The organism is Tranquillimonas rosea (genome assembly GCF_900111315.1).
In the GTDB taxonomy this organism is placed as follows: domain Bacteria; phylum Pseudomonadota; class Alphaproteobacteria; order Rhodobacterales; family Rhodobacteraceae; genus Tranquillimonas; species Tranquillimonas rosea.
This window is the reverse complement of sequence record NZ_FOGU01000002.1, coordinates 377,867-401,491: the sequence shown is the minus strand read 5'-3', so window position 1 is coordinate 401,491 and position 23,625 is coordinate 377,867. Positions and strand designations below refer to the sequence as shown.

General features: G+C 68.2%; 22 protein-coding genes, 1 tRNA gene and 1 riboswitch. Of the genes, 8 read left to right on the top strand and 15 right to left on the bottom strand.

The features are described 5' to 3' along the window. Positions 1-10: 10 nt before the first annotated feature. From BMZ25_RS05000 to BMZ25_RS04970, 7 genes are all read right to left on the bottom strand, one after another. The gene (locus tag BMZ25_RS05000) at positions 11-694 is read right to left on the bottom strand and encodes a dimethylsulfonioproprionate lyase family protein (RefSeq protein WP_092689323.1); all 684 of its coding nucleotides are present in this window, start codon (positions 692-694) and stop codon (positions 11-13) included. A gap of 29 nt (positions 695-723) precedes the next feature. Further along, positions 724-1,815, bottom strand: coding sequence for a c-type cytochrome (locus BMZ25_RS04995; RefSeq protein WP_092689320.1), 1,092 nt, complete (start codon positions 1,813-1,815; stop codon positions 724-726). Further along, positions 1,812-2,456, bottom strand: a complete 645-nt coding sequence (locus BMZ25_RS04990; RefSeq protein ID WP_092689318.1) for a cytochrome c oxidase assembly protein — start codon at positions 2,454-2,456, stop codon at positions 1,812-1,814. The genes BMZ25_RS04995 and BMZ25_RS04990 overlap by 4 nt, the downstream gene beginning before the upstream one ends. Beyond that, on the bottom strand, positions 2,450-2,836 hold the full coding sequence (locus tag BMZ25_RS04985; protein WP_235859775.1) for a hypothetical protein: 387 nt from the start codon (positions 2,834-2,836) through the stop codon (positions 2,450-2,452). The genes BMZ25_RS04990 and BMZ25_RS04985 overlap by 7 nt, the downstream gene beginning before the upstream one ends. Positions 2,837-2,848: 12 nt before the next feature. Then, a complete protein-coding gene (gene ctaD / locus BMZ25_RS04980; protein ID WP_092689315.1) occupies positions 2,849-5,389 on the bottom strand; it encodes a cytochrome c oxidase subunit I in 2,541 nt (846 codons plus the stop codon). Further along, a complete protein-coding gene (gene coxB, locus BMZ25_RS04975) occupies positions 5,386-6,378 on the bottom strand; it encodes a cytochrome c oxidase subunit II (protein WP_092689312.1) in 993 nt (330 codons plus the stop codon). Before coxB ends, ctaD begins: the two co-directional genes overlap by 4 nt. 97 nt (positions 6,379-6,475) lie before the next feature. After that, entirely contained in the window at positions 6,476-7,213 is a 738-nt protein-coding gene (locus BMZ25_RS04970; RefSeq protein WP_092689542.1) for an FkbM family methyltransferase, read from the bottom strand. A 580-nt stretch (positions 7,214-7,793) separates the two neighbouring features. Between BMZ25_RS04970 and BMZ25_RS04965 the strand changes: the two genes are divergently transcribed. The 3 genes from BMZ25_RS04965 (at position 7,794) to BMZ25_RS04955 (ending at position 10,669) form a co-directional block, all read left to right on the top strand. Then, positions 7,794-8,195, top strand: coding sequence for a hypothetical protein (locus BMZ25_RS04965; protein WP_092689307.1), 402 nt, complete (start codon positions 7,794-7,796; stop codon positions 8,193-8,195). Positions 8,196-8,305: 110 nt separating this feature from the next. Continuing rightward, entirely contained in the window at positions 8,306-10,339 is a 2,034-nt protein-coding gene (locus BMZ25_RS04960) for a hypothetical protein (protein ID WP_092689300.1), read from the top strand. Positions 10,340-10,363: 24 nt separating this feature from the next. Further along, positions 10,364-10,669: a hypothetical protein gene (locus BMZ25_RS04955; RefSeq protein WP_092689297.1), complete on the top strand. Its 306-nt coding sequence runs from the start codon at positions 10,364-10,366 to the stop codon at positions 10,667-10,669. A gap of 50 nt (positions 10,670-10,719) precedes the next feature. On the opposite strand, the gene BMZ25_RS04950 is transcribed toward BMZ25_RS04955, so the two are convergent. From BMZ25_RS04950 to gcvT, 4 genes are all read right to left on the bottom strand, one after another. Continuing rightward, positions 10,720-10,795: transfer RNA gene (locus BMZ25_RS04950), tRNA-Ala, on the bottom strand. A gap of 46 nt (positions 10,796-10,841) precedes the next feature. Then, on the bottom strand, positions 10,842-13,679 hold the full coding sequence (gene gcvP / locus BMZ25_RS04945) for an aminomethyl-transferring glycine dehydrogenase (RefSeq protein ID WP_092689294.1): 2,838 nt from the start codon (positions 13,677-13,679) through the stop codon (positions 10,842-10,844). A 94-nt stretch (positions 13,680-13,773) separates the two neighbouring features. After that, positions 13,774-14,133, bottom strand: a complete 360-nt coding sequence (gene gcvH, locus BMZ25_RS04940) for a glycine cleavage system protein GcvH (RefSeq protein ID WP_092689291.1) — start codon at positions 14,131-14,133, stop codon at positions 13,774-13,776. A 17-nt stretch (positions 14,134-14,150) separates the two neighbouring features. Beyond that, a complete protein-coding gene (gcvT, locus tag BMZ25_RS04935; protein ID WP_092689288.1) occupies positions 14,151-15,263 on the bottom strand; it encodes a glycine cleavage system aminomethyltransferase GcvT in 1,113 nt (370 codons plus the stop codon). Between the two features lie 150 nt (positions 15,264-15,413). Then, a riboswitch (glycine riboswitch) is annotated at positions 15,414-15,503 on the bottom strand. Positions 15,504-15,578: 75 nt separating this feature from the next. On the opposite strand from gcvT, the gene BMZ25_RS04930 reads away from it, so the two are divergent. After that, positions 15,579-16,133 (top strand): gamma-glutamylcyclotransferase family protein, encoded by a 555-nt coding sequence (locus tag BMZ25_RS04930; protein ID WP_092689285.1) that lies wholly within the window; start codon positions 15,579-15,581, stop codon positions 16,131-16,133. On the opposite strand, the gene gltX is transcribed toward BMZ25_RS04930, so the two are convergent. After that, a complete protein-coding gene (gltX, locus tag BMZ25_RS04925; protein ID WP_092689282.1) occupies positions 16,130-17,452 on the bottom strand; it encodes a glutamate--tRNA ligase in 1,323 nt (440 codons plus the stop codon). The two genes, BMZ25_RS04930 and gltX, sit on opposite strands and share 4 nt — an antisense overlap. Before the next feature lie 150 nt (positions 17,453-17,602). Here gltX and BMZ25_RS04920 point away from each other — a divergent pair, with 150 nt between their 5' ends. Next, the gene (locus BMZ25_RS04920; protein WP_092689279.1) at positions 17,603-18,016 is read left to right on the top strand and encodes a metallopeptidase family protein; all 414 of its coding nucleotides are present in this window, start codon (positions 17,603-17,605) and stop codon (positions 18,014-18,016) included. 63 nt (positions 18,017-18,079) lie between these two features. Beyond that, on the top strand, positions 18,080-18,922 hold the full coding sequence (locus BMZ25_RS04915) for an MBL fold metallo-hydrolase (RefSeq protein ID WP_092689273.1): 843 nt from the start codon (positions 18,080-18,082) through the stop codon (positions 18,920-18,922). A 4-nt stretch (positions 18,923-18,926) separates the two neighbouring features. On the opposite strand, the gene BMZ25_RS04910 is transcribed toward BMZ25_RS04915, so the two are convergent. Next, entirely contained in the window at positions 18,927-19,478 is a 552-nt protein-coding gene (locus tag BMZ25_RS04910) for a 2OG-Fe(II) oxygenase (protein ID WP_092689270.1), read from the bottom strand. Positions 19,479-19,648: 170 nt separating this feature from the next. On the opposite strand from BMZ25_RS04910, the gene BMZ25_RS04905 reads away from it, so the two are divergent. Continuing rightward, positions 19,649-20,599, top strand: a complete 951-nt coding sequence (locus BMZ25_RS04905) for a 1-phosphofructokinase family hexose kinase (RefSeq protein ID WP_092689267.1) — start codon at positions 19,649-19,651, stop codon at positions 20,597-20,599. Positions 20,600-20,666: 67 nt separating this feature from the next. Here the strand turns inward: BMZ25_RS04905 and wrbA are convergent, their stop codons facing one another. Then, on the bottom strand, positions 20,667-21,260 hold the full coding sequence (gene wrbA, locus BMZ25_RS04900) for an NAD(P)H:quinone oxidoreductase (RefSeq protein ID WP_092689264.1): 594 nt from the start codon (positions 21,258-21,260) through the stop codon (positions 20,667-20,669). A gap of 110 nt (positions 21,261-21,370) precedes the next feature. Between wrbA and BMZ25_RS04895 the strand changes: the two genes are divergently transcribed. After that, positions 21,371-21,868, top strand: coding sequence for a cupin domain-containing protein (locus BMZ25_RS04895; protein WP_092689261.1), 498 nt, complete (start codon positions 21,371-21,373; stop codon positions 21,866-21,868). Here BMZ25_RS04895 and BMZ25_RS04890 read toward each other — a convergent pair. Next, entirely contained in the window at positions 21,865-23,529 is a 1,665-nt protein-coding gene (locus BMZ25_RS04890; protein ID WP_092689258.1) for an NAD+ synthase, read from the bottom strand. The genes BMZ25_RS04895 and BMZ25_RS04890 overlap by 4 nt on opposite strands. Positions 23,530-23,625 lie beyond the last annotated feature (96 nt).

Genomic DNA, 23,625 nt, shown 5'->3' with positions numbered 1-23,625 from the left:
CCCCCACCGATCACCCCGATTTCCGGCGCGGGGCGGACAGCTTCATGCCGGGCGATTCCAGCGATGCCTCGGACCCGGTCCACGCATAGGCCAGAAGGCAGGGGTCCAGCTCTCCGGTCGTGATGCGGTGCTCGTCGCCCGAGCGGTTCAGGATCAGCGATCCCGGCGCATACACGGCCGCGTTGTTCTCGGACCAGGCGCCGGCGACCGAGATGTAGCTTTCCTCGATCTCCTTGTGGCTGTGCTGCGGATAGGTCGTGTTCGGCGCGAACAGAACGAACCCCAGGATCAGCCGGTTGGTGTGGATCGGTCCACGGGGGCCCAGAACCTCGCAATAGGCGTACTTGCGGGCCAGCGCCTTGGGCACCCTCTCATACCCGTATTCCCAGGTCAGCCGCCCGCGCACCTCGCGCAGGGCGCGGGCCATCCCCTCCATCCGCGTCCTCTCGCCCAGGTCCAGCGCGCGAGAGAAATGCGCGGTCACCGGTTTGGACTGAGGGTCGCGCAGCAGGATCTCGGGGTTCGCGGCCACAACCGAGGACAGGCCCTCGCGCACCCGCTTGCGATGGCTTCGGATCGTCGTGCTGCCGCCCGCCGAACCATAGCGGTACAGCGCCTCGAACTCGCGTAACAGATACAGCCAGTCGGGGCTGTCGTTCAGGCGGGGCGGGTTGGCCGGCTCTGTGTCGGACAAGGGGCGTTCTCCGTTGCCATGCGCGGCGCTCAGTCCGCCGCGCCGCCCGAATAATACGCCGCCAGCGCTTCGATGTCGTCGTCCGTCAGATGGCGCGCGGCGGCGTGCATCTTGTCGTCCTGCCCCAGCGCGCCGTGAGGCGTCTCACGCCAGAGACGCAGCCAGGTGGCGATCCAGCGTTCGGATTGTCCGGCGATGATCGGCCAGCCTTCCTTGCGGTTGGAACCGTGGCAGCCGGAACAGGCGGGGATGTCATGGCTTTCGTCGCCCTCGGCAGCCAGGCGGGCGCCCCGGCTGTCACCCTCGGGCAGCGCGGCGTCGAGCCCGTCCATATCGGCAAAGAGGCGGGCCAGTTCATCCCGCTCGGCGGGGTCTAGCGCGGCCGCCACGGGTTCCATGTAGCCCGATTGCCTTGCGTCGTCGGCATAGGCATCGAGCGCGGCGCGTAGATAGCTCTGGCTCTGCCCGGCCAGCACGGGCGCGGTGCCGCCACGGCCCTGCCCGTCGCGGCCGTGGCAGCGCATGCAGGATTCGGCCAGCTCCAGCTCTCCCGCCGGCATGCCGAAACCCTCGCTCTCGTCGGATTGCGGCGGCTGCTCGGCCGTCTCGCCGAAGGCCAGCTGCCGGTAGCCCTCGGGATCGAGCGTGTCGTAGTCTTCGAGGAACGCGGCCAGCGCCCAAAGCTCGTCCCTCCGGTCCGCCCCTGCCCAGGCGGGCATGCCGGAATAGCGAAAGCCGTTGTAGCCGATCCAGTGTAACTCCGTCGCCGAATAGTCGACATGGGCAAGGTCCGTTGGCGCGGGGTTCATCTCGCGCGCGACGGGATTGCGCGGGCTGCCCGGCGCCCCGTGGCACAGCGCGCAGGCGCTGGCGTAATGTCCTGCGCCCAGCTGTTTCAGCGCGTCGGAGTCCAGATCGACATGGGCGGGCACCCGGTCGAGCAGCGTGCGGTTTCGCACCGAGTTCTGCAGATAGGAATGAAGGACCCAGCCGAACCCCGGCACATGGTGCGCGCGGGCCGAGATCGTGTAGGGCGCGGTCAGCCAGAAAGCGAAGCCCAAGATTGCGGCGATCCCGACCGCCCAGGCAAGGTGGACCCAGCGAAGCGTGAGACGGATCACAGGACGTCCTCCTTCAAGACAAGGCTGCCGCGCAGCCGCGCGAGCGCCGCGACAAGGTAGATCAGCCCCCCGATGCCGGCCATGATCGCGCCCGACAGCTGCTGTTGCTGCAACGCGGTCAGACCGAACCGCCCGGTGACCTGCTGCTCGACGAGGAAGGCCGCGTCGCCCGTGACCGGCCCAGTGGGACCCGCCGGCAGGCCGCACAGAAGTTCGGGGCTGTAGATCAACCGAGGCGCGAGGCCGATGAGCGCACCGAGCAGCGTCATGTGCATCACCGTGCCCAGCAGCACCGCCGTGCCGCCCAGCACCCCGGCGCCGCGCACCGCGGCCCACAGCACGAGGCCGACGGCGAGATAGCTCAGCTGCTCCAGCACGAGGCCCGGCCCAGTCGCAGCAAAGGCGTGCGCCTGCGGCAGGTGCCACGACCAGACGACGACCATCTCGGCGACCACCGCCAGTCCCAGCGCGACCGGTCCCGACAGCGCCAGCGGCGGCGGGTCGAGCAGGGCCGGCACCACGGCCACGACGCCCAGGTGGATCACCATGTGCTCGGACATCGTCAGCCCGCCCGAGGCCGCGGCATAGCCCCAGAGCGCGGCCAGAAGGGCCAGGCCCGAAAGGCGCGGCGCCGTCAGCATGACGGGACGATCACCGAGGGCAGCGCGGTGAACACGATGGCCACGGTGCTGATCAGCGACAGCAGCAGCGCGACATGGCCGGTGAAGGACTTTCGCTCTTCATCGGTGTCGCGGGTCATCTCCTCGTTGATGACGAAATCGGCATTGTAGCGGCGCCAGGCCTTCAGCGCGACAGCGCCCACGCCAAGCAGCGCCACTGCCGTCAGCCCCCAGATCGCGCCCTTCGTCCCAACCGACAGAAGCTCGGAGCTGGCCGCCTTGGCGCAATAGATCGCGGCGATCCAGTAGCACAGCAGGAAATGCGCGGCCCAGATCGTCGGGCTCGCCACGAGGATGTAGAGCGAGCCCTCGTCGATCAGCCTGGGGTGTCTCTCGGCCATCCTGCGTCTCCCTCAGAGCATTGCCGGGAACAGCGCCAGCAGCGCAAAGGTGATCACCGTCGTCACCGCCGCGAAATGCCAGTAGAGCGTGATGTTGCGCAGGTCGGCATCGTAGACCTGCGTGACATAGCCCGCCAGGCTGCGCGCCAAGCAATAGGCCTGCATCAGCGCCCCGGCGGCAAGGTGGCCGCCCAGCCACAGCACCAGGACCCAGGCCGTCGCGTCGAAGGCGTGCCGCGTGGGATCGAGCTCGGGCGCGAACAGCGCCCAGGAAAAGGCCGCAATCGCAGCGAGCGCCAGCAGCGGCGCGGCGCCCATCATCACGCGCGACCGCCCCGCCCGTCCGGCGGTGTTGGCGCTGCGCGCCGCGAGCATCAGCCCCCACGAGACGAGCGCGAGCGCGAGCCCCACGACCAGCCAGACGGTCAGCGGCATCGCCGCGTCCTGCGGCGGCCAGTCGGCGTGGATCGTCCAGAAGAAGAAATACGCGAAGACCAGGCCGAAATAGGCCGTCATGTCGCCGATCATGGTGATGAACATCGCCCACCAGCCCACCGCGGCAGGGCCCGAGGCATAGAGCGGCAGGGTCATGCCGCGGCCGACGTATTTCTCGGGCTTCTCGGGCAGCTGCGCGGTGCCGGTCCAGAGCCACCAGAGGATCGCCGCGATCGCCACCACCGCCGACACCAACGTCGCCGTCCACCAGTGATAGGTGGCGAAGATGAACACGCAGCCCAGCGCCACGGCGGCCAGCAGCGTCTTGTAGGTCGGTCCGGGCACGCGCTGGACGAACATCGGGCGCGCGTCGAGGACGTCGGTGACCATCATCTCGCGCTTGCCCTCCTCGGCGTCGGGAAGGAACCACTCGCCCCGGTCGATCTCTCCGATGATGCCCGGCTGATCCCAGATCGGATAGCGCCCCCTGATCAGCGGCACCGAGCGGATGCCCCAGGGTTTGTCCGGCACCTCGGCCGCCCATTCCAGCGTGCCCGCGCCCCAGCAGTTCCGCTCGACCATCGGGCGGTTGCGCTTGGGCCAGAGCACGTCGAGCGCGAGGATGGCGAAGCCGGCGGCAAAGACGAAGGCGCCCACCGTCGAGACCATGTTCAGAAGCGCCCAGCCCTGGTCGGCGGAATAGGTCCAGACGCGGCGGGGCATGCCCTCGACCCCCGTCCAGTGCATCGGCAGGAAGGCCACGTTGAAGCCCGCGAACATCAGCCAGAACGCCCAGCGGCCCCAGTCGTCCGACAGCTTCTTCTGCCGGGCGAAGGGGAACCAGTAGTAGACGCCGCCCATGAGCGGAAACAGCATCCCGCCGATCAGGGTATAGTGCAGGTGCGCGACCACGAAGTAGCTGTCATGCGCCTGAAGGTCGAACGGCACCAGCGCCACCATCACGCCGGTCAGCCCGCCGAAGACGAAGATCGCCAGCGCCCCGCCCGCGAACAGCATCGGCACCGAGTTGACCACCCGCCCCATCAGCACCGTCGCGATCAGGCAGAAGATCTGCACCCCCGTGGGAATCGCCACCGCCTCGGACGCCGCCGAGAAGAAGGCGAGCGAGATCTCCGGCAGGCCCGTGGCGAACATGTGGTGCACCCACAGCCCGAAGCTGAGGAAGGCCACCGCCACCGCCGAGAGGACGATCCAGCTGTGCCCCACCATCGGACGGCGCACGAAGGTGGGCACGATGCCGGCCATCAGCGCAATCGAGGGCAGGAAGATGATGTAGACCTCGGGATGGCCGAAAATCCAGAACAGGTGCTGCCACAGTACCGGGTCGCCGCCGCGCTCGGGGTCGAAGAAGGCCCAATGGAAGGCACGCTCCATCTCGAGCAGCAGGTCGCCCGCGATCAGCGGCGGGAAGGCGAACAGGATCATGCCGCCCACGACCAGCACGTACCAGCAATAGAGCGGCATCAGGTTCAACCGCATCCCCGGCGGCCGCGACTTGAGCACGCCCACGATCAGCTCGACCGCCGCCGCGATCGACGCCACCTCGATGAAGGACAGGCCGAGCAGCCAGATGTCGGTGCCGATGCCGGTCTGATCCTCGTTCGAGGCGAGCGGCGGATACATGAACCACCCGCCCGCGGGCGCGGCGCCGAAGAAGATCGAGCCGGCGACGAACACGCCGCCGATGACGAAGCAGAAATAGCCGAAGGCCGACAGGCGCGGGAACGGCAGATCCCGCGCACCCAGCATCTCGGGCAGGATGAGGATCGCCACCGCCTCGAAGATCGGGACGGCGAACAGGAACATCATCATCGTGCCGTGCAACGTGAAGACCTGGTTGTAGAGCTCCATCGACAGGAAGTCGTTGTCGGGCACCGCCAGCTGCGTGCGGATCATCAGCGCGAGGATCCCCGCGAACACGAAGAAGCCGAACGCCGTCAGCAGATACCAGATGCCGACCTTGTCGTTGTTCACCGCCGCGAGGTAGCGCCAGCCCGTCGGCCCGCGCCAGGTGTCGAGCAGCCGCTCGCGTTGCGCCTTGTCGCGCTCGGGGTCGTAGGGCGGCGCCGGGGGCAGGTTGTCGGGAAAGCCGGTCATTCGAGCCTCATCAGGAAGTCGACGAGGCGGCTCATGTCGGCCTCGGTCAGGTCGTCGTAGGCGGGCATGTCGGCGCCGGGCTTGATCGCCTCGGGCGCCGCGATCCAGCGGCGCAAGGTGCTGGGAGTGATCTCGCGGATCCCGGCGGCCAGCGTCGTGCGGCTCGCGAAATGGGTGAGGTCCGGCCCCACCCGGCCGCGCGCGGGCGTGCCGCGGATGGCATGGCACGCGCCGCAGCCGTTCTCCTGGAAGACGGCGAGGCCCGGATCGTCGTCGGCCACGTCGGCCGGCCGCGCCAGGCGCTCGAGGGTCGCGGCATGCTCGTCGGGGTCGGTGACGACCACCTTGAACAGCATCTGCGCGTGGGCATCGCCGCAGAATTCGGCGCAGACGCCGTTCCAGATGCCCGTCTCGGTCGGTGTCAGCGTCAGCTCGTTGGTGCGGCCGGGGATCATGTCCATCTTGCCGCCGATCGCCGGCACCCAGAAGGAATGGATCACGTCGTCGCTGGTCAGGCGGAAGGTGACGGGCTGTCCGGCGGGAAGGTGTATCTCGTTGGCGTCGCGGATCGGGCCGTCCTCGCCTTCGTAGGTGACCCGCCACCACCATTGCTCTCCGTCGACCTCGACCACCGTCTCGCCCTGCCCGCGCGTGGTGTCGCGCAGCACGATCAGCCCGAAGGTCAGCAGGCCGGCCAGCACCACGGTCGGCAGCGCCACCCCGCCCCAGCGGACCATAGACCGGGCCAGGCGTTCGGTGCGTTCGGGATCGACCGGCGTGGTTCGGACCGCGTAGGCGGCGATCACCATCACGAGGGTCCAGATCACGCCGGCGCCGATGACGAGGGGCCAGAACAGCATCTCGACGGCCTGCGCCTCGCGTCCGGCGCCGGAGAGCCAGTTCTGAGGGCCACTGCAGCCGGCCAGAATGAGCGCGCCTGCACAGACAAGCGCCCATACGCGCGGGCTTCCGCCGGATTGTCGCCGCATGCGGACCTTCCCCAAGAACCTTCAATCAAATGCGCGAGATGACGGGCGGTTCCCGAAAACGTGAGCGGCGTGGACGGGTGTGTCCGCAGGGAAACAGTCAGTCGAGCCGCAGGTAGATGTCGCCCGAATTTGTGTCGTGGGGCAGATCGGCGACATGCCGGGCCATCGACGCCGGAGAACACCATTCGGGCAGGCAGAGCGTGTGACGCTCGCCCAGGGCATAGTTGCACCGGTACGTCCCGAGCGCCTCGAGCCGTTCGAGCGCCCGCCCCGCCACGTCCCGCTGGAGCGTTGTGAACTCGACCGAAAGCGCCGGCAGCGCGGTGGAAAGCCCCGCGACGACCGCATCCTCCAGCCCCTCGACATCGATCTTGGCAAAGGCCGGGAAACCGTACCTGGCGATCAGCGCGTCGAGCGTGGTCACCGGCACCTCGATGCGCCCGTCCCAGCACTGTTCCGCCCAGCCCTCGGCGCCGTCGGCGGCAGCGACGAAGGTCGTCGAAGCGGTGGCGACCGTCGGGTTACGGGAATTGAGGTGCAGGACCGTCGTGCCGCAGGTACTCCCCACCGCCGCACGGACAAGCGCCACGTCCGGATCGCGTCCATGCAGACGCTGCAGCGCGCGGAACACGGCGGGCTGCGGTTCCAGCGCGACCACCCGCGCCCCGAGACGGCGGGCACAGGCGGTGCGGTCGCCCACATGGGCGCCGATGTCGAAGACCAGGTCGCCGGGCCGGATGAACTGCGAGAGCAGCGCCTCCATCCGCGTGGTGCGGTGCGCGTCGCCGTAATAGGCACGCAGCGATCGTCCGATGGCGCGGGCGGTGCGGGTCATCGCGCCAGTTGGCCCGAGGGTGACGCGGCACGCAACCGGCATCACTGTCGCAACCAGGCGCGTCGCGGCGGCGACCTCACGACCGATCACGGGCGCGTGGTTGCCGCGGCGCCACGGAACAGGGGCGAATTCGGGGGCACCCTTAAACCAAACCGGGTCGGCCACCATTTCTCCCGTGTGAGGGAAAATCGGTCCGCCTCACATTGCGCCGTCGGGTTTCTCCTCCTCCCGGCCCGACGGCGCCAAATCCCCCCAGCGCGCCCGCCGCAGGTAACGAGCTAGCATTGGGCCGAAACCTCCTGAAACGAGAACTCGACCGATCCGTACACCCCACTGGATGTGAGCGTCGCTTGGTTAACGACAGATTAATATCTATCCGCGAATTGGCTCCGCTCCGGAAACGGTTGCGCCTTAATTTTACCCCGCAATAGCTTAACACTTCCTTACTTCGGTCATCCGCCGATGGTCTTTCTGCGTTCGCGACGGACGCGGTGGAACGGCCGCCGGATCGTCGCCCAGACCTAGACGCAAGGACGAATTCGCTTCCATAACAAATGGTTGCGATACATCAGGAGAGACTATGTCCACCATCAAGACCTTTTCCGCCGCTCTGGTTGCCAGCATTATCGCGACGGTCCCCTTCGCCGCCTCGGCGCAGAGCCTGACCGACACCAACGGCCCGCTTTCCGTTTCCATCGGCGTGACATTCGACACCAAGGCCATGGAGTCGCTTCCGCTCGACACGCTGGCCGCCTCGATCGCGACCGGCTCGCAATCGGCCGTCTCGAACGCCACGGCTGTGGTCGACGGCGACTTCAGCGCCACCAACGCGAACAGCGGCGCCACCGGCGGGAAGACCGACTACATGTCCATCAACAGCTACGACATGTATCCCTCGTCGAACACCATCAGCTCGACCGTGCAGTTCAATGATCAGGGCTTCACTTCGAACGTGAACACCGGGAACAATTTCCACTACTGATCGCGACGCGCACCGCAAGAGCCGACAACGCACAAGGCGGGCCGACCGCCTTGTGCGCACATGTACCAAGACCCTTTTTCGGAACGCCGTTCCTCCGGAGACCCCACCGCATGCCCACGAAACGCGCCCGCAGCGTTTGGACCGCCAGCTGCTCGGCGGCCGCCCTCGCCTGTCTTTCCATTCCGGCGATCGCGGACGGGGCGCCCCGGACAGACAAAAACGCCGCACGCGTCGTGCCGCTGACGACGCGCGTTCCGCTCAACGGCGTGCAGCTGGAATTCGGGCTCGAGGGCGTGGCCGGCCTCGGCGCCCTGGGCGGACCGGACCGCGACACGGTCCCGACGCTCGACACCACGTTCACGCTGGACGAGCAGATCGACGAGGCCGTGCGCGGCACGCTCTTCACGCGCCGTCAGACGGGGCTGTACTTCCAGCTGCGCACCGTCGACAACACCCGCACAGTCACCACCACCAAGCGCGAGGCGGTGGACCTTAGCGGGTCGCGGCTGTTCCTCAGCATCACCGGCAAGTGCCTGTTCCGGAACGAAGACCCCGACGCTTACTGCAGCTATACCCCCGGCGCCGACGTGGGCGAGGCCGACGTGAACCCCGACACGCTACTTCCCGAGAACTTCGAGTTCGACAGCACCTTCGGACGCGTCATCCAGCGCGAGACGCACGAGGCGCTGACCGCCCCCGGCTTTCAGCGTGGCAGCGCCGCGACCGGCGAGTATCCCGGCCTCGTCGTCGACCTGCCCAACAACGGCTACAGCTTTTCGGAGCTGCGCGGCGACCGGAACGGCATCAGCCGCTACGAAAACGTCGAGACCCGCCCGATCGCGACGATGTCGCATGTCGAGCAGCGGCTCTACAGCAACAGCGACGAGGCGACACTGGACCGGACGATCCGCGGCGCTGTCGTCCTGAAGGCGGACGAGTGGACCACCGAAGCGCTCGTGACGCAGGGCCTCGCGTGGGTCCTGCCCTCGTTCGACGCGCGCCTGCCCGAAACCGGGGAGGCCCCGAACCTGGGCATCAGCAACAACCTGTTCTACGCCGCGAACAACACCCGCCTGCCCGAAGACAGCTTCACCGCCTATCAGTCCGGCGTGGCCTGGGTCTCGCACCCTGAAACGCCCCCCACGAGCGCCGCGGAAACGCCCGTCGCCTGGGCGAACACCATCTGGCTGGGCTTCTCGCCGGTGAGGGACATCGCGCAGTCGACCAGCTATCGCTTCGACCGGACGGGCACCCGCGACATCGTCGAGTCCGAGTTCACGCAGGGCGGCACCACGGGCCAGGCCGGCGAGATCATCGAGGGTCAGCTGACCATCGTGGACAACCTCACCGACCAGCTGTCCGAGATCGACCTGACCAGCATCGACGACCTTTTCGTGCAAAGCGGCGCCGACGTGACGAGCGAGGACGCGATCCGCGAGGTCACCTCGCAGGAGGTCTCCGACTATCGCTACGTCCCGCACCTGAGCTTTTCCGGCAACCGGACCAGCGGCAACAGCGTGCTGCGCTACTATACCGGCCTGATCGTCGGCGACGACATCAACGCCTATGCGGGCGGAGACGTGCAGGTCAACACGGAAACCGGGTGGGAAGCGTTCGCCGGTGGCACGTTCTACAGCGACCCCGACCGTGACTATTTCAGCGAGCTCTCGGCCAGCCTCAGCCGTCGTGTCGCCCTGGGCGCGGAAAGCAGCCTGCGGTTCGGCGTCTCCGGCTCGGTCGAACTGGACCGCCCCGAGGTGGACGGCACGGTGCTGGAGCCTGGCGAGGGCGCGAACCTGGTCGACGTGGTCGCGGGCTATCGCCGCAGCAACCTCGGCTACACCCTGCGCCAGCGCTTCAGCGATGTCGGCACCGACGAGAACGCGACGAGCACCACCCTTGGCGTGAACTACCGGGTGGACCAGCGCCTCTCGCTGACGATGGAGGTGACGCCCGCCTCCACCGAGGACGCCTATATCAGCGCCCGCGCCGGCCTTGCGTGGAAACTGCGCGACGCGGCCGACGCCCCCACCCTGCGGGTGCAATGGGCGAAGATCGACTACGACTACGGCAACGACGCGATCGGGCAACCGCTCGAGACGTCCGAGCAGACCTTGCTTGCATCGTTGCAGATGCGCTTCTGACGCTGCCCCGACCGGAGAGCCCCGATGCCCAGACCCGTCCTGATTCCGCTCTGCCTTGCCGCCGCGACGCTCTGCCCGACGCCGGGCGCCGCCGAAGAGCCCGATGCCGCGCGCGTCGAAATGGTGCTGATCCAAGAGGGCGACAAGACGGTCGGGATGGCGGTCTCTGTCGCCCACGGCCCCTATACGGACACGGCCTCGTTCATCTCGCCCGACAACACGGCCGTCTCGACCGGTGCCATCGCCTCGGTTTCGCCGGTGGTGACCAACGAGAACGACAGCGGCTACACGCAGTTCACATCGCAGGTCGGCGCGACGCTGGACCGCTGAGCGTCCCGGTCAAGTCGGCGGGAGATATGTCGGATCGTGGCGGAGAGACTTGGTGGAGCTGAGGGGAATCGAACCCCTGACCTCGTCATTGCGAACGACGCGCTCTCCCAACTGAGCTACAGCCCCAAGTCCCGCGCGATTTGGACCATCGCGCGGGCAGTGTCAAGCGGCCTCACTCGGCCGCGTCGAGATATTCTTCCAGCGGCGGACAGGTGCAGATCAGGTTCCGGTCGCCATAGACGTTGTCGACGCGGTTGACCGGCGGCCAGTACTTGTCGACGCGGAACGCCCCGGCCGGGAAGCAGCCCGCCTCGCGGGTGTAGGGCCGGTCCCACTCGCCCACCAGGTCCTCGACAGTGTGCGGGGCGCCCTTCAGCACGTTGACCTCGGCGTCGGCGCTGCCGTCCTCGATCTCGCGAATCTCGTCGCGGATCGAGAGCATGGCGTCGCAGAAGCGGTCCAGCTCGGCCTTGGTCTCGCTCTCGGTGGGCTCGACCATCAGCGTGCCGGCGACCGGCCAGCTCATCGTCGGCGCGTGAAAGCCGTTGTCCATCAGGCGCTTGGCGATGTCGTCCACCGTCACGCCGGCCGACTTGTCGAACGGACGCACGTCGATGATGCATTCGTGCGCGACGCGGTCGTTCTGTCCGCGGTAGAGGATGCCGAACCCGTCGGAAAGACGCGCGGCCATGTAGTTCGCGTTGAGGATGGCGATCTTGGTGGCCTGAGTCAGTCCGGCGCCGCCCATCAGCAGACAATAGGCCCAGCTGATCGGAAGGATCGACGCGCTGCCATAGGCCGTGGCCGACACGGCCGTCCCACCCTGTGCCGGGTCGCCCGGCAGGTGAGGCGCGAGATGCGCCTTGACACCGATCGGCCCCATGCCGGGCCCGCCGCCGCCATGCGGGATGCAGAACGTCTTGTGCAGGTTCAGGTGGCTGACATCCGCGCCGATCTCACCCGGCTTGGAGACGCCCACCATCGCGTTGAGGTTCGCACCGTCGAGATAGACCTGCCCGCCATACTGGTGGGTGATGTCGCAGACCTCGCGCACCGTCTCCTCGAACACGCCGTGAGTCGAGGGATAGGTGATCATGCAGGCAGCCAGATCGTCGCCGGCCTCCGCCGCCTTGGCCCGGAAATCCTCTACGTCGACGTCGCCGCGCTCGGTGCACTTGACCACAACGACCTTCATTCCGGCCATCTGCGCGCTGGCAGGGTTGGTCCCGTGCGCGTTCATCGGGATCAGGCAGATGCGGCGGTCCTGACCATTGGCGGCATGGTAGGCCGCGATGGTCAGCAGGCCGGCATATTCGCCCTGCGCGCCCGAGTTCGGCTGCATCGACATCTCGTCGTAGCCGGTGATCTCGCACAGCTTGTCCGAAAGATCCCGCACCAGCCACTCGTAGCCCCGCGTCTGGTCCTTGGGCGCATAGGGGTGGATGGCCGAAAACTCGGGCCATGTGATCGGCATCATCTCGACGGCGGCGTTGAGCTTCATCGTGCACGAGCCCAGCGGGATCATCGCCCGGTCGAGGGCCAGGTCACGGTCCGCGAGGCGCCGCATGTAGCGCATCATCTCGGTCTCGGCCCGGTTCATCTGGAACACCGGATGCGTCAGGTAGTCCGACCGGCGCACCAGAGCGTCGGGAATGCGGATGCCGTCCGAGACACCGCCCGCGGCCTCGATCCCAAAGGACGCGAAAAGAAGCGCCATCGTCTCGTCGCGCGTCGTCTCGTCCAGGGTGATGCCGAGCTGCGTGTCGCCCACCTTGCGCAGGTTGATCCGGTTGCGCGCCGCGGCGTCGAAGATCACGCCCTGCAACGCGCCGACCTCGACCGTCACGGTGTCGAAGAACGCCTCGTGCGCGACGGTGAAGCCCGCGCCTTCCAGCACCTCGGCCACGCGGACGGTCTTGCGATGGACACGCTCGGCGATGGCGCGCAGGCCGTTGGGCCCGTGGAACACCGCGTAGAACGACGCCATGACGGCCAGCAGCGCCTGCGCGGTGCAGACATTCGACGTGGCCTTCTCACGCCGGATGTGCTGCTCGCGCGTTTGCAGCGCCAGCCGGTAGGCCTTGTTCCCGCGCGAGTCGATGCTGACGCCGACAAGGCGTCCCGGCATCGCGCGCTTGAAGGAATCGCGGCAGGCCATGTAGGCGGCGTGCGGGCCGCCAAAGCCCATGGGCACGCCGAAACGCTGGGTCGAGCCCACGGCGATGTCCGCGCCCATCGCACCCGGCTCCTTCACCAGCGTCAGGGCCAGCGGGTCGGCGATGACGATGCCGACGCCGCGCTGTTCGTGCAGGGCCGAGAACTGCTGCGAGAAATCGGCGAGACGGCCGTGCGTGCCGGGATACTGGAAGATCGCGCCATAGACCTTGGTGGCGTCCATGTCCTCGGGCTTGCCGACGATCACCTCGATGCCCAAGGGCTCGGCACGGGTCTTCATCACGGCGATGTTCTGCGGGTGGCAGTTCTCGTCGATGAAGAAGCCCTTGGCCTTCGACTTGGACACGCGCTCGGCCATCGTCATCGCCTCGGCGGCGGCCGTGGCCTCATCCAGCAGCGACGCGTTGGCGATCTCGAGCCCGGTGAGATCGCTGATCATCGTCTGGTAGTTCAGCAGCGCCTCGAGCCGGCCCTGACTGATTTCCGGCTGGTAGGGCGTGTAGGCGGTGTACCAGGCCGGGTTCTCGAGGATGTTCCGCTGGATCGCGGGGGGCGTCACGGTGCCGTGGAAGCCCTGCCCGATCATCGAGGCGTAGACCTCGTTCTGGGCGGCGACCTCGCGCATGTGGACGATCAGTTCGCTCTCGCTCAGGGCCGGCCCGAAGTCGAGCGGCTTGGCCTGGCGGATCGCCTTGGGCACCGTCTGGTCGATCAGCTCGTCGAGGCTGTCGACGCCGAGCGTGGCGAACATCTCGTCCATCTCGGCCGGCGACGGGCCCATGTGGCGGCGATTGGCGAAATCGTCGGGCTGATAGTCTGTCGGTTCGAACGGCATTCTCTCATCTCCCGGGGCGGCGCTCGGCCACCCTCATCATCTTTCGTCAAGGTGTCCCGCCGGAGCCCGTCTCCGGCCGGCCGGATCGGACCGGTCAGCCGACGAACATGGCGTAGGCGTCCTCGTCCATCAGGTCCGCCAGCACCGAGGGGTCGGCGATCTTCATCTTGAAGAACCAGCCCTCGCCGAGCGGATCCTCGTTCACCAGCGCCGGGTTGTCCTCGAGCGCGGCGTTGACCTCGACGACCTCGCCGTCGATGGGGGCCAGGATGTCCGAGGCGGCCTTGACCGACTCGATCACTACGATCTCGTCGTCCTTGGCGACCTTGGTGCCGGACTCGGGCAGTTCCACGAAGACCAGGTCGCCCAGTTGCTCGGCGGCGTGCTCGGTGATGCCGACGACCACCAGCTCGCCCTCTTCGCGCAGCCACTCGTGTTGCTCGGTGAATTTCATAGTCATTGTCCCTGCTGTCAGCGTTTGTAGGTTGCGGGTCGGAAGGGCGTCTCGGCGACGGTGACCGGACGGCGCTTTCCGCGCACCTCCGCCCACAGCCGGGTGCCTGTTTCGGCCAGCCCGGTCTCGACATAGCCCATCGAGATCGGATGCCCCACGCTTGGACCGAAGCCGCCCGAGGTCACGTGACCGGCGGGGGTTTCGGCGTCTTCTTGTGCATAAAGCGGCGTCCCCTGCCGCATCGGTGCGCGTCCCTCGGGTTTCAGCCCAACGCGCAGGCGGGCCGGACCCTCGGACAGTTCGCGCAGGATGCGCTCGGCACCGGGGAAGCCGCCCTCGCGGTCGCCACCGGGGCGGCGCACCTTCTGCATCGCCCAGACGAGGTTGCCCTCGACCGGGGTGGTCGTCTCGTCGAGATCTTGGCCGTAGAGGCACAGCCCCGCCTCGAGCCGCAGGCTGTCGCGGGCGCCCAGACCGATGGGCTCGACCGCCTCGTCCGACAGCAGAGCCTCGGCGAAGGCCTCGGCATGGGCGGCGGGCACCGAGATCTCGTAGCCGTCCTCGCCCGTATACCCCGAGCGCGAGACCCAGAGTTCGCCGAAATCGCTGTCGAAGCTCGCCACGTCCATGAACTTCATGTTGGCGGCGGCCGGCACGATCCGCGCCAGCGCGGCCTCGGCCGCCGGGCCCTGCAGCGCGATCAGGCCGCGATCGTCGATCATCTCGACCTCGTGGTCCGGCAGGCCGGCCTTCAGATGGGCCAGATCGGCATCCTTGCAGGCGGCGTTGACGACGAGGAACAGGTGGTCGCCCTTGTGGGCGATCATCAGGTCGTCGCGGATGCCGCCCGCGTCATTGGTGAACAGCGCATAGCGCTGGCGGCCTTCCTTGAGGCCCGAAACACTCTGCGGCACCAGCGCCTCGAGCGCCTCGGCCGCACCGTCGCCGCGCACGATGACCTGCCCCATGTGGCTGACATCGAAAAGGCCGGCGGCGCTGCGGCAGTGCAGGTGTTCCTTCATCACGCCGGGCGGGTACTGCACGGGCATCTCGTACCCCGCGAACGGCACCATCTTGGCGTCGTGCGCGAGGTGCATGGCGTGCAGGCATGTCCGTTTCAGGTCGGGCATCCGTCCTCCGCTTGCTCGCCGAGGGGATCGGCCCCGGCACCGGTCGACACGCCGGCCCCGCCGGCAGCGATCAAGGTGCCCCCTCTGTCCTTTCGCCTGAGATCGTTATCCCTTCGGCGGACGCCAATGGCGCCTCTCTCCAGAGTATATGTGCCGACGGCGGTCCTTTGGCCTGAGAGTTTACCGGGGCGGTTGCTCCTTCGGCACCGGGCAGGACCCGGATTCTCCCGTCGTCGTTCCGCGGATAGTTAGACCGTCTGGGCATCAGCGGCAAGCCCTTGCCTTCGGGGCGACCAGCGGCCACACCTGCAAGGCATGAGCGACCCCTACTTCTTTGGCTATGGCAGCCTCGTGAACCGTGCGACCCACAGCTATGCCGCGGCACATCCCGCGCGCTTGCACGGCTGGCGGCGCGTCTGGCGGCATACCGACCTGCAACCGCAGGCTTTTCTGACGGCGGTTCCGGTCGAGGGTAGCGCCATCGACGGCCTGATCGCCGCCGTTCCGGGCGCCGACTGGGCGGCGCTGGACGCCCGCGAGACCGGCTATGACCGCGTCGCGGCACCGCGGGTCGATCATCCTGTCGGGGACGTGGACGTGCGCGTCTACACGATCCCGAAGGGCAAGCATCGCGTGCCCGACGACACCTGCCCGATTCTCCTCAGCTATCTCGACGTGGTCGTGCAGGGATACCTGACCGAGTTCGGCGAGAGCGGCGTCGAGGCGTTCTTCGCCACGACCGACGGCTGGGACACCCCGATCCGCGACGACCGTCACGCGCCGCTCTATCCGCGCGCGCAGGTCCTCGAACCGCGCGAGCGGGCGATGGTCGACGCCCACCTGCGCGCGGTGGGCGCCGTCGCGATCTAGAGCCGCGGCTTGGTCTGCAGCAGCGCCATCACGCCGGCCATCTCCGGCCCGCGCTGGCGTCCGGTTATCGCAAGGCGCAGCGGCATGAACAGCCCCTTGCCCTTGCGCCCGGTCTGGTCCTTCACCTGCGCGGTCCAAGCGCCCCAGGTGTCCTGCGTGTAGGGCGGCTCGGGCAGCAGGCGGAACGCCTCGGCGACGAAGTCGCGATCCTCGTCGGCCACGACCGGATCATCGGTCCCGTCGCGGAACAGCGCCCACCACGGGCCCAGGTCGTTCCGCGTCTCGACGTTCTCGTGCACGACCTTCCAGAACAGCGGCGCAAGATCGTCCGGCACGCCCACCGCGCGGATGTCCTCGGCCATGTCCTCGTAGGGGCGCGCGGCGAGGGTCCGGGCGGTCAGCGGCTTGAGATCCTCGGAATCGAACTTCGTCGGCGCCGCGCCGAAGCGGCTGATGTCGAAGCCCTCGACCAGCTCGTCGAGCGAGCCGCGCAGTTCCACCGGATCGGACGAGCCGAGCCGCGCCATCAGCGACAAGAGCGCCATCGGCTCGATCCCCGCCGCGCGGAAATCCCGCAAAGACAGCGTGCCCAGCCGCTTCGACAGCGCCTCGCCCTGGGGGCCGGTCAGAAGCGAATGGTGCGCGAAATGCGGCACCTGCCCGCCCAGCGCCTCGATGATCTGGATCTGGGTGGCGGTGTTCGTGACGTGGTCCGAGCCGCGCACGACATGGGTGACGCCCATCTCGGTGTCGTCCACGACCGAGGCCAGCGTATACAGCACCTGGCCGTCCGCGCGGATCAGCACCGGGTCCGAAACGCTGGCCGCATCGATGGACACGTCGCCCAGGATGCCGTCGGCCCATTCGATCCGCTCGTGGTTCAGCTTGAACCGCCAGTGGCCGCCCCGCTCGTCGCGCAGGCGGGCCTTCTCATCCTCGGACAGCGACAGCGCGGCCCGGTCATAGACCGGCGGGCGGCCCATGTTCAGCTGCTTCTTGCGCTTGAGGTCCAGCTCTCCGGGCGTCTCGAACGCCTCGTAGAAGCGGCCTTTCTCGCGCAGGTCGACCGCGGCGGCGGCATAGCGGTCGAGTCGCGCAGATTGCCGCTCGACCCGGTCCCAGGTCAGGCCGAGCCATTCGAGGTCTTCCTTGATGGCGTCGGCGTATTCCTCCTTCGAGCGCTCGGGATCGGTGTCGTCGAGCCGGAGGATGAAGGTGCCGCCCGCCTTGCGCGCGATCAGCCAGTTGAACAGCGCGGTGCGCAGGTTGCCGATATGGATGTGGCCCGTCGGCGACGGGGCGAAGCGGGTCGTGGTCATGGGTGTCTCCTGTCGCGGGCTCATTTCCACATGGCGCGGGTCTTGTCCAGAAATGCGCGCCTCCGGACCTGCGTATCCTGTGCCACGCCCGGCCCGCCCGGCGTCGACGCAGCCTTGCGCCCGGCCCCGCCTCGCGCAAGTGTGAGCGGGATGGAAGAGACCGACTACGCCCCCCTCCTCGCGCCCGATGCGGGCGAGATCGCCGCGATGGCCCGTTCGGCGATCGAGGCGCTGCCTCCGCCCGTGGCGCGCGCTGCCCGCGAGATCGCGCTCCGGGTCGAGGAATTCGCCCCCGACGTCCTGCTGGACGAGATGGAGATCGACGACGCCTTCGATCTGACCGGGCTGTATGACGGGGTTCCGCTGACGGACAAGTCCGTCGCCGACCAGCCGCTGCGGCCCGACACGATTTGGCTGTTCCGCCGCCCGATCCTGGACGAATGGTCCGGGCGCGGCGACGTGCCCCTTGGCGACCTCGTGGCGCATGTGCTGGTGCACGAGCTGGCCCACCATTTCGGCTGGAGCGACGAGGAGATCGCCAGCATCGACCGCTGGTGGGAGTAGGCGCCCCTCGACCCGCCCCTTCGCGCGCCTAGCTTGCCGCCCGGCAACCCAAGGAGGCCGCACATGGACACGCCCATCGACAGAAACGCCATCCAGCACAGCCTGCCGCTTGGCGGGTTCACGGTGTCGACGCTGCTGGCGGGCACCCGGACGGTCGCCGACGACCCGCAGAAGACCTTCGGCACCAATGTCCGCGCCGAGGATTTCGCCACGGTCGCGCGGGACGCCTTCCTGCCCGCGGACCGCTGGCAATCGTATTTCACGCCGGTCCTCGTCTCGACCCCGCAGGGGCGCGTCCTGTTCGACACCGGCCTGTCCGCCGACGGCCTGCTGCGCGCGCTCACCGCGGCGGGGCACACGCCCGACGACATCGACACGGTCGTGCTGACCCACATGCACGGCGACCACGTGAACGGGCTGATGACCGATGACGGCCCGACCTTCCCCAACGCCCGGCATGTCGCGGGGCGGGTGGAATTCGACGCCTGGTCGCAGATGGAGAGCGAGACGTTCGAGGCCAAGGTCCGCCCCCTGGCCGAGCGCATGACCTTCGTCGAGGGCGGCGATGCCGTGGTGCAGGGCATCACGGCGGTCGAGGCCTTCGGCCACACACCCGGTCACATGGCATTCCGGCTGGACTCCGAGGGCGAAGAGCTGCTGATGATGGTCGACACCGCCAACCACCATGTCTTTTCGCTCGCCCATCCCGACTGGGAGGTAAGCTTCGACATGGACAAGGCCGCCGCGGCGGCGACCCGGCGGCGCATCGTCGGCATGGCTGCGGCGGAAAAGCTGCCGGTGATCGGCTATCACATGCCCTTCCCCGCCACGGGCTTCGTCGAGGCGCGGGGCGACGGGTTCCGCTGGGTGCCGGCGACCGACCAGTTCCGGATCGCCGCCGGCTGACCCATCAGCGGAACGCCGGGCCGTGTGCCCAAACGGTGAGCGACCGGCGCGCGCCCTCGGTCACCGGCGTGACGCGGTGCAAAAGGAACGACGGGAACAGGCAGGCGGCGCCACGCTCGCGCGGGGCGGTCACGGTGCGGGCCGACGGCATGACCTCGAGCGCGCCGCCGGCATACATCTCGGGCAGCGAAAGCTGGATCACGATCGTCAGCTTGCGCCGTCCCGCCACGGCGCCGTCGCCGATATCGGCGTGCCAGTGGAAGTGGCCTTCCCGGTCCGCCCCATAGCGCGCGACCTGCGCGCTTTCCGCGAACTCCGTCAGGTCGAAGCCGAATGCGTCCCGGTTGGCCTCGCGCACGATGTCGATGATCCGGTCCATGACCCAACCGGCCTCGGGCACGTCGTCCAGCCAGACCAGCTCGGACCGGCGCTGGTTGTCGTCGCGGGCCCGACCGACCAGCCGCGCCTCGGCGGCGGGCGCGGCGTCGGCCTGCGCGACGATGCGAAGACATTCCGCGTCGCTGAACGCGCCGGGGATCGAGTGTGTGTGGATCATGTGTTTTGGGTCACGGAAACAGGGGCGGAAGGCGCGGTGATACAGCGCCCGCGCGGCCCCGGCCCGCCCGTCCGCGACAGGAGCGGCGGAAAACGACATTGCCGAAACCCGCTTGAAACCCGGCCGACGAGGGCGGACGCTGCGGCGAACGCACGGAAGGGGACAGAGACATGCGCGCGCATATCCTGACGATCACGCTCAACCCGACGGTCGATTTCTCGACAAACGCCCCCGAGGTGCAGCCCGAGCTCAAGCTGCGCTGCAGCGAGCCGCATATCGATCCCGGCGGCGGCGGCATCAACGTGGCCCGCGCGATCAAGCAGCTCGGCGGCCAGGGGGTCGCGCTGATCGCCATCGGCGGCTCCACCGGGGCACAGCTGTTGCAGCGGCTAGCGCACGAGGGCGTCGCGACCGTGGCCTTCCAGGGGCCCGGCGAGACGCGGCAAAGCGTGTCGATCATCGACGAGTCGAACGGCGACCAGTACCGCTTCGTGATGCCCGGCCCCTCGTGGGAACAGGGCGATGTCGAGCGGGCGCTGGCCTCGATCGACCAGGCGACCGGGGACGGCACGCTTGTCGTGCTGTCGGGCAGCCAGCCGCCCGGCGTCGCCAAGGACTTTCCCTCGATCCTGGCCAGCCACGTCGCCGGCCGGCAGGCGCGGCTGATCGTCGACACCTCCGGCCCCGCCCTGCACCACCTCGTCGAGACGCCGCACGATTCGGTCTACTGCCTTAGGATGGACGACGTCGAGGCCGAGGAAATGGCAGGCCGCGCCCTGCCCGAAGTCGAGGACACCGCCGCCTTCGCGCAGGACCTCGTCAAGCGCGGGGTCGCGCGGATGGTCATCGTGGCACGCGGCGCCGACGGATCGGTCCTGTCGACCGCCGAGGAAAGCTGGCACTCGGTCGGGGCGAAGGTGCCGGTGCTTTCCAAGGTCGGCGCGGGCGACAGTTTCGTCGGGGCGTTCACCCTTGCGCTGGCCGAGGCTCACGGCCCCGAAGAGGCGCTGCGGTTCGGTGTCGCGGCCGCGTCGAACGCGGTGATGACCGAGGCGACACGCCTCTGCGACCGCGAGACCACGGAAAAGCTCGCGCAGGACTGCTCGCTCCGCAAGCTCTGACGCCCGAATGAAACGGCCGGGGCGACACTGGCCCCGGCCGATCCGATGTCCGTCAAAGCCCGGTCAGTCAGCCGACGAGCTTCTGCGTCATGTCGACCAGACGCTTGGCCTGGTAGGCGATTGACTGCTCGCCCGTCTCGTCCAGCGACCCGGCGGCGAAGGAATAGCCATAGGGGTTGCCGCCATCCTGGAACTTGATGCCGTCCGCGTATGCCGGCGGCACGATGATCGTCCCCCAGTGCATCGCCGTGACGTAGAGGCTCAGCAGCGTCGATTCCTGTCCACCGTGCAGCGTCTGCGCGCTGGTCGTCGCGGTGAAGGTCTTGTTCGCCAGCTTGCCCTCCTGCCAGAGCGGGCCGAGCCCGTCGATGAAGGCGCGCATCTGGCTGGTCACGTTGCCGAAACGCGTCGGCGACGAGAAGAAATAGCCGTCGGCCCAGACCATGTCGTCGTGGGACACCTCGGGGATGTCGGCCATCTTCTCCAGCTGCGCCTTCCAGGCGTCCTGCTGCTCGATGACGTCCTTGGGCGCGGTTTCCTTCACGCGGCGCAGCCTCACCTCGGCGCCGGCCGCCTCGGCGGCGCGGGCGGCGAGCTCTGCGACGCGCTGGTTGTTGCCGTAAGTCGTGTAGAACACGATCGCGATCTTCGGTGCAGCCATGATTGGATCCTTTCGAGCCAGTTGGGCGTTGTTCTGACAGGTAAGGTAATCACGCGCGCCACGGGGCCAACTCACGTAGCCTGTGCGCCGACGCACGAGAGACGAGTGACATGGAAACAGTGAAAACAGTGGTCGCCCCGGCGAACGGCGGCATACCCAACCACCCCCGATGGCCCGCGCTTCTCGAAGCCGACGCCTGCCCCGGTGGCGAATCGCAGCTGCGCGACGTCTTTGCCGACAACGGCTGGGGCGGCATGTGGACGTGGAGTGTCTTCGACTACCATCACTACCACCCCGCCAGCCACGAGGTGCTAGGCGTCGCCGCGGGCCACGCCGAGCTGCATCTCGGCGGTCCGGACGGAGAGATCGTTAAGATCTCGAAGGGCGACGTGCTGGTCCTGCCCGCGGGCTTCGGCCACAAGCTGTTGTCGGCAAGCGAGGATTTCCGCGTCGTCGGCGCCTATCCGCCCGGACAGGAACGGCCCGACATCCTGCGCGCGTTCGACTGCGGGCTCGACGAAGTGCTCAAGTCGATCGCCGCGGTGCCCCGTCCGGCATCCGACCCCGCGCAGGGCCGGGACGGCCCCCTCGCGCAGCACTGGAACTAGCCGCGCGGCCGGTCCCGCCAGCGATTGACGATCGGATACCGCCGGTCGAGCCAGAAGGCGCGCGGCGTCAGCCGCGTGCCCGGCGCCGACTGAAAGCGCTTGTACTCGCTGGCATAGATCAGCGATTCGACCTTTTCGACCAGGGCCCGCTCGTGGCCCAACTGCACCACCTCGTCGATGCTCGCCTCGCGGTCGATCAGCTGCTCCAGGATGACATCCAGCACCGAATAGGGCGGCAGGCTGTCCTCGTCCTTCTGATCTTCGCGCAGTTCGGCCGTCGGCGGCTTGTCGATCACGCGGGGCGGGACGACCACGCCCTCCGGCCCCTTCATCCAGTCGCGGTGATTGGCGTTGCGCCAGCGGCAGGTCTCGAACACCCGTGTCTTGTAGAGATCCTTGATCGGGTTATAGCCGCCCGCCATGTCGCCGTAGATCGTGGCATATCCCACCGCGACCTCGGACTTGTTGCCGGTGGTCAACAGCATCTCGCCGAACTTGTTGGACAGCGCCATCAGGCTCAGCCCGCGCAGGCGTGACTGGATGTTCTCCTCGGTCAGATCGGGCGCGTGGCCCGCGAAGAGATGCGCCAGCGCGTCGGTCACCGCCTGCCGCGGCCCGTCGATGGCCACCTCGTCCAGGCGGCAGCCAAGAGCGTCTGCCACGGCGGCCGCGTCGTCGAGCGACGCCTGAGAGGTGTATTCCGTCGGCAGCATCACGCAGCGCACGTTCTCCGGCCCCAGCGCATCCGCCGCGATCACCGCCACCAGCGCGCTGTCGATGCCGCCCGAAAGCCCCAGCAGCACCTTCGCGAACCCGCTCTTGCGGCAATAATCCCGTACCGCCTCGACCATGGCGCGGTAATCCTGCTCCCACGCGTCCGGCAGCACCGCGCGCGGCCCCTCCTCGGCCCGCCAGCCCTCGTCGGACTCGACGAAATCCACGTGGGCGATCGTCTCGTCGAAGACGGGCATCTGCAGCGCCAGCGCCCCGTGCGGGTTCAGCACGAAGGACCCGCCGTCGAACACCTGGTCGTCCTGCGCCCCCACCATGTTGAGATAGACCAGCGGCAACCCGGTCTCGACCGTCCGCGCGACCATGTGGCTCAGCCTGGTGTCGAACCGGTCGCGGAAATACGGCGAGCCGTTCGGCACCAGCAGGATCTGCGCGCCGCTTTCGGCCAGCGCCTCGGACACGTCGTCGTACCAGGCGTCCTCGCAGATCGGCGTGCCGATCCGCACCGGCCCGATGCTGTAGGGTCCGCTGATCGGCCCCCTGTCATAGAGCCGGACCTCGTCGAACACCGTGTCGTTCGGCAGCCAGTGCTTCAGCACCCGCGCCACGACCGCGCCGTCGCGGCAGATCCAGTAGGCGTTGTAGAGCTTGTCGCCAAAGGCATAGGGCGCGCCGATCCCCAACGCCGGCCCGTCCGCGCATTCGGCCGCCAGCTGCTCCACCTGCTCCATCGCGGCCTGCACGAAGGCGGGCTTCAGCACCAGGTCCTGCACCTGGTAGCCGGTGACGAACATCTCGGGAAAGGCCACCATGTCGGCGCCGGCGTCGCGGCCGGCCGCCCAGGCATCGCGGATCCGGGCGGCGTTGCCCTCGAGATCCCCCACCGTTGGATTGAGCTGGGCGAGCGTCAGGCGGAAACGCTGCGTCATGGTACCTCCGTCGCGGACTGGGGCCGATCTAGCAGAGTTGACCGCGATGGAAAGGCGCCGCGGGCAAAAAGCGTTGCGGGCCCAGGGGGTGAAGGT

Excerpts from the sequence above, each read along its gene's own strand:
- BMZ25_RS04990 (WP_092689318.1), bottom strand. The coding sequence starts at position 2,456 with ATGCTGACGGCGCCGCGCCTTTCGGGCCTGGCCCTTCTGGCCGCGCTC.
- BMZ25_RS04985 (WP_235859775.1), bottom strand. The coding sequence starts at position 2,836 with ATGGCCGAGAGACACCCCAGGCTGATCGACGAGGGCTCGCTCTACATC.
- ctaD (WP_092689315.1), bottom strand. The coding sequence starts at position 5,389 with ATGACCGGCTTTCCCGACAACCTGCCCCCGGCGCCGCCCTACGACCCC.
- coxB (WP_092689312.1), bottom strand. The coding sequence starts at position 6,378 with ATGCGGCGACAATCCGGCGGAAGCCCGCGCGTATGGGCGCTTGTCTGT.
- BMZ25_RS04970 (WP_092689542.1), bottom strand. The coding sequence starts at position 7,213 with ATGACCCGCACCGCCCGCGCCATCGGACGATCGCTGCGTGCCTATTAC.
- BMZ25_RS04965 (WP_092689307.1), top strand. The coding sequence starts at position 7,794 with ATGTCCACCATCAAGACCTTTTCCGCCGCTCTGGTTGCCAGCATTATC.
- BMZ25_RS04960 (WP_092689300.1), top strand. The coding sequence starts at position 8,306 with ATGCCCACGAAACGCGCCCGCAGCGTTTGGACCGCCAGCTGCTCGGCG.
- BMZ25_RS04955 (WP_092689297.1), top strand. The coding sequence starts at position 10,364 with ATGCCCAGACCCGTCCTGATTCCGCTCTGCCTTGCCGCCGCGACGCTC.
- gcvP (WP_092689294.1), bottom strand. The coding sequence starts at position 13,679 with ATGCCGTTCGAACCGACAGACTATCAGCCCGACGATTTCGCCAATCGC.
- gcvH (WP_092689291.1), bottom strand. The coding sequence starts at position 14,133 with ATGAAATTCACCGAGCAACACGAGTGGCTGCGCGAAGAGGGCGAGCTG.
- gcvT (WP_092689288.1), bottom strand. The coding sequence starts at position 15,263 with ATGCCCGACCTGAAACGGACATGCCTGCACGCCATGCACCTCGCGCAC.
- BMZ25_RS04930 (WP_092689285.1), top strand. The coding sequence starts at position 15,579 with ATGAGCGACCCCTACTTCTTTGGCTATGGCAGCCTCGTGAACCGTGCG.
- gltX (WP_092689282.1), bottom strand. The coding sequence starts at position 17,452 with ATGACCACGACCCGCTTCGCCCCGTCGCCGACGGGCCACATCCATATC.
- BMZ25_RS04920 (WP_092689279.1), top strand. The coding sequence starts at position 17,603 with ATGGAAGAGACCGACTACGCCCCCCTCCTCGCGCCCGATGCGGGCGAG.
- BMZ25_RS04915 (WP_092689273.1), top strand. The coding sequence starts at position 18,080 with ATGGACACGCCCATCGACAGAAACGCCATCCAGCACAGCCTGCCGCTT.
- BMZ25_RS04910 (WP_092689270.1), bottom strand. The coding sequence starts at position 19,478 with ATGATCCACACACACTCGATCCCCGGCGCGTTCAGCGACGCGGAATGT.
- BMZ25_RS04905 (WP_092689267.1), top strand. The coding sequence starts at position 19,649 with ATGCGCGCGCATATCCTGACGATCACGCTCAACCCGACGGTCGATTTC.
- wrbA (WP_092689264.1), bottom strand. The coding sequence starts at position 21,260 with ATGGCTGCACCGAAGATCGCGATCGTGTTCTACACGACTTACGGCAAC.
- BMZ25_RS04895 (WP_092689261.1), top strand. The coding sequence starts at position 21,371 with ATGGAAACAGTGAAAACAGTGGTCGCCCCGGCGAACGGCGGCATACCC.
- BMZ25_RS04890 (WP_092689258.1), bottom strand. The coding sequence starts at position 23,529 with ATGACGCAGCGTTTCCGCCTGACGCTCGCCCAGCTCAATCCAACGGTG.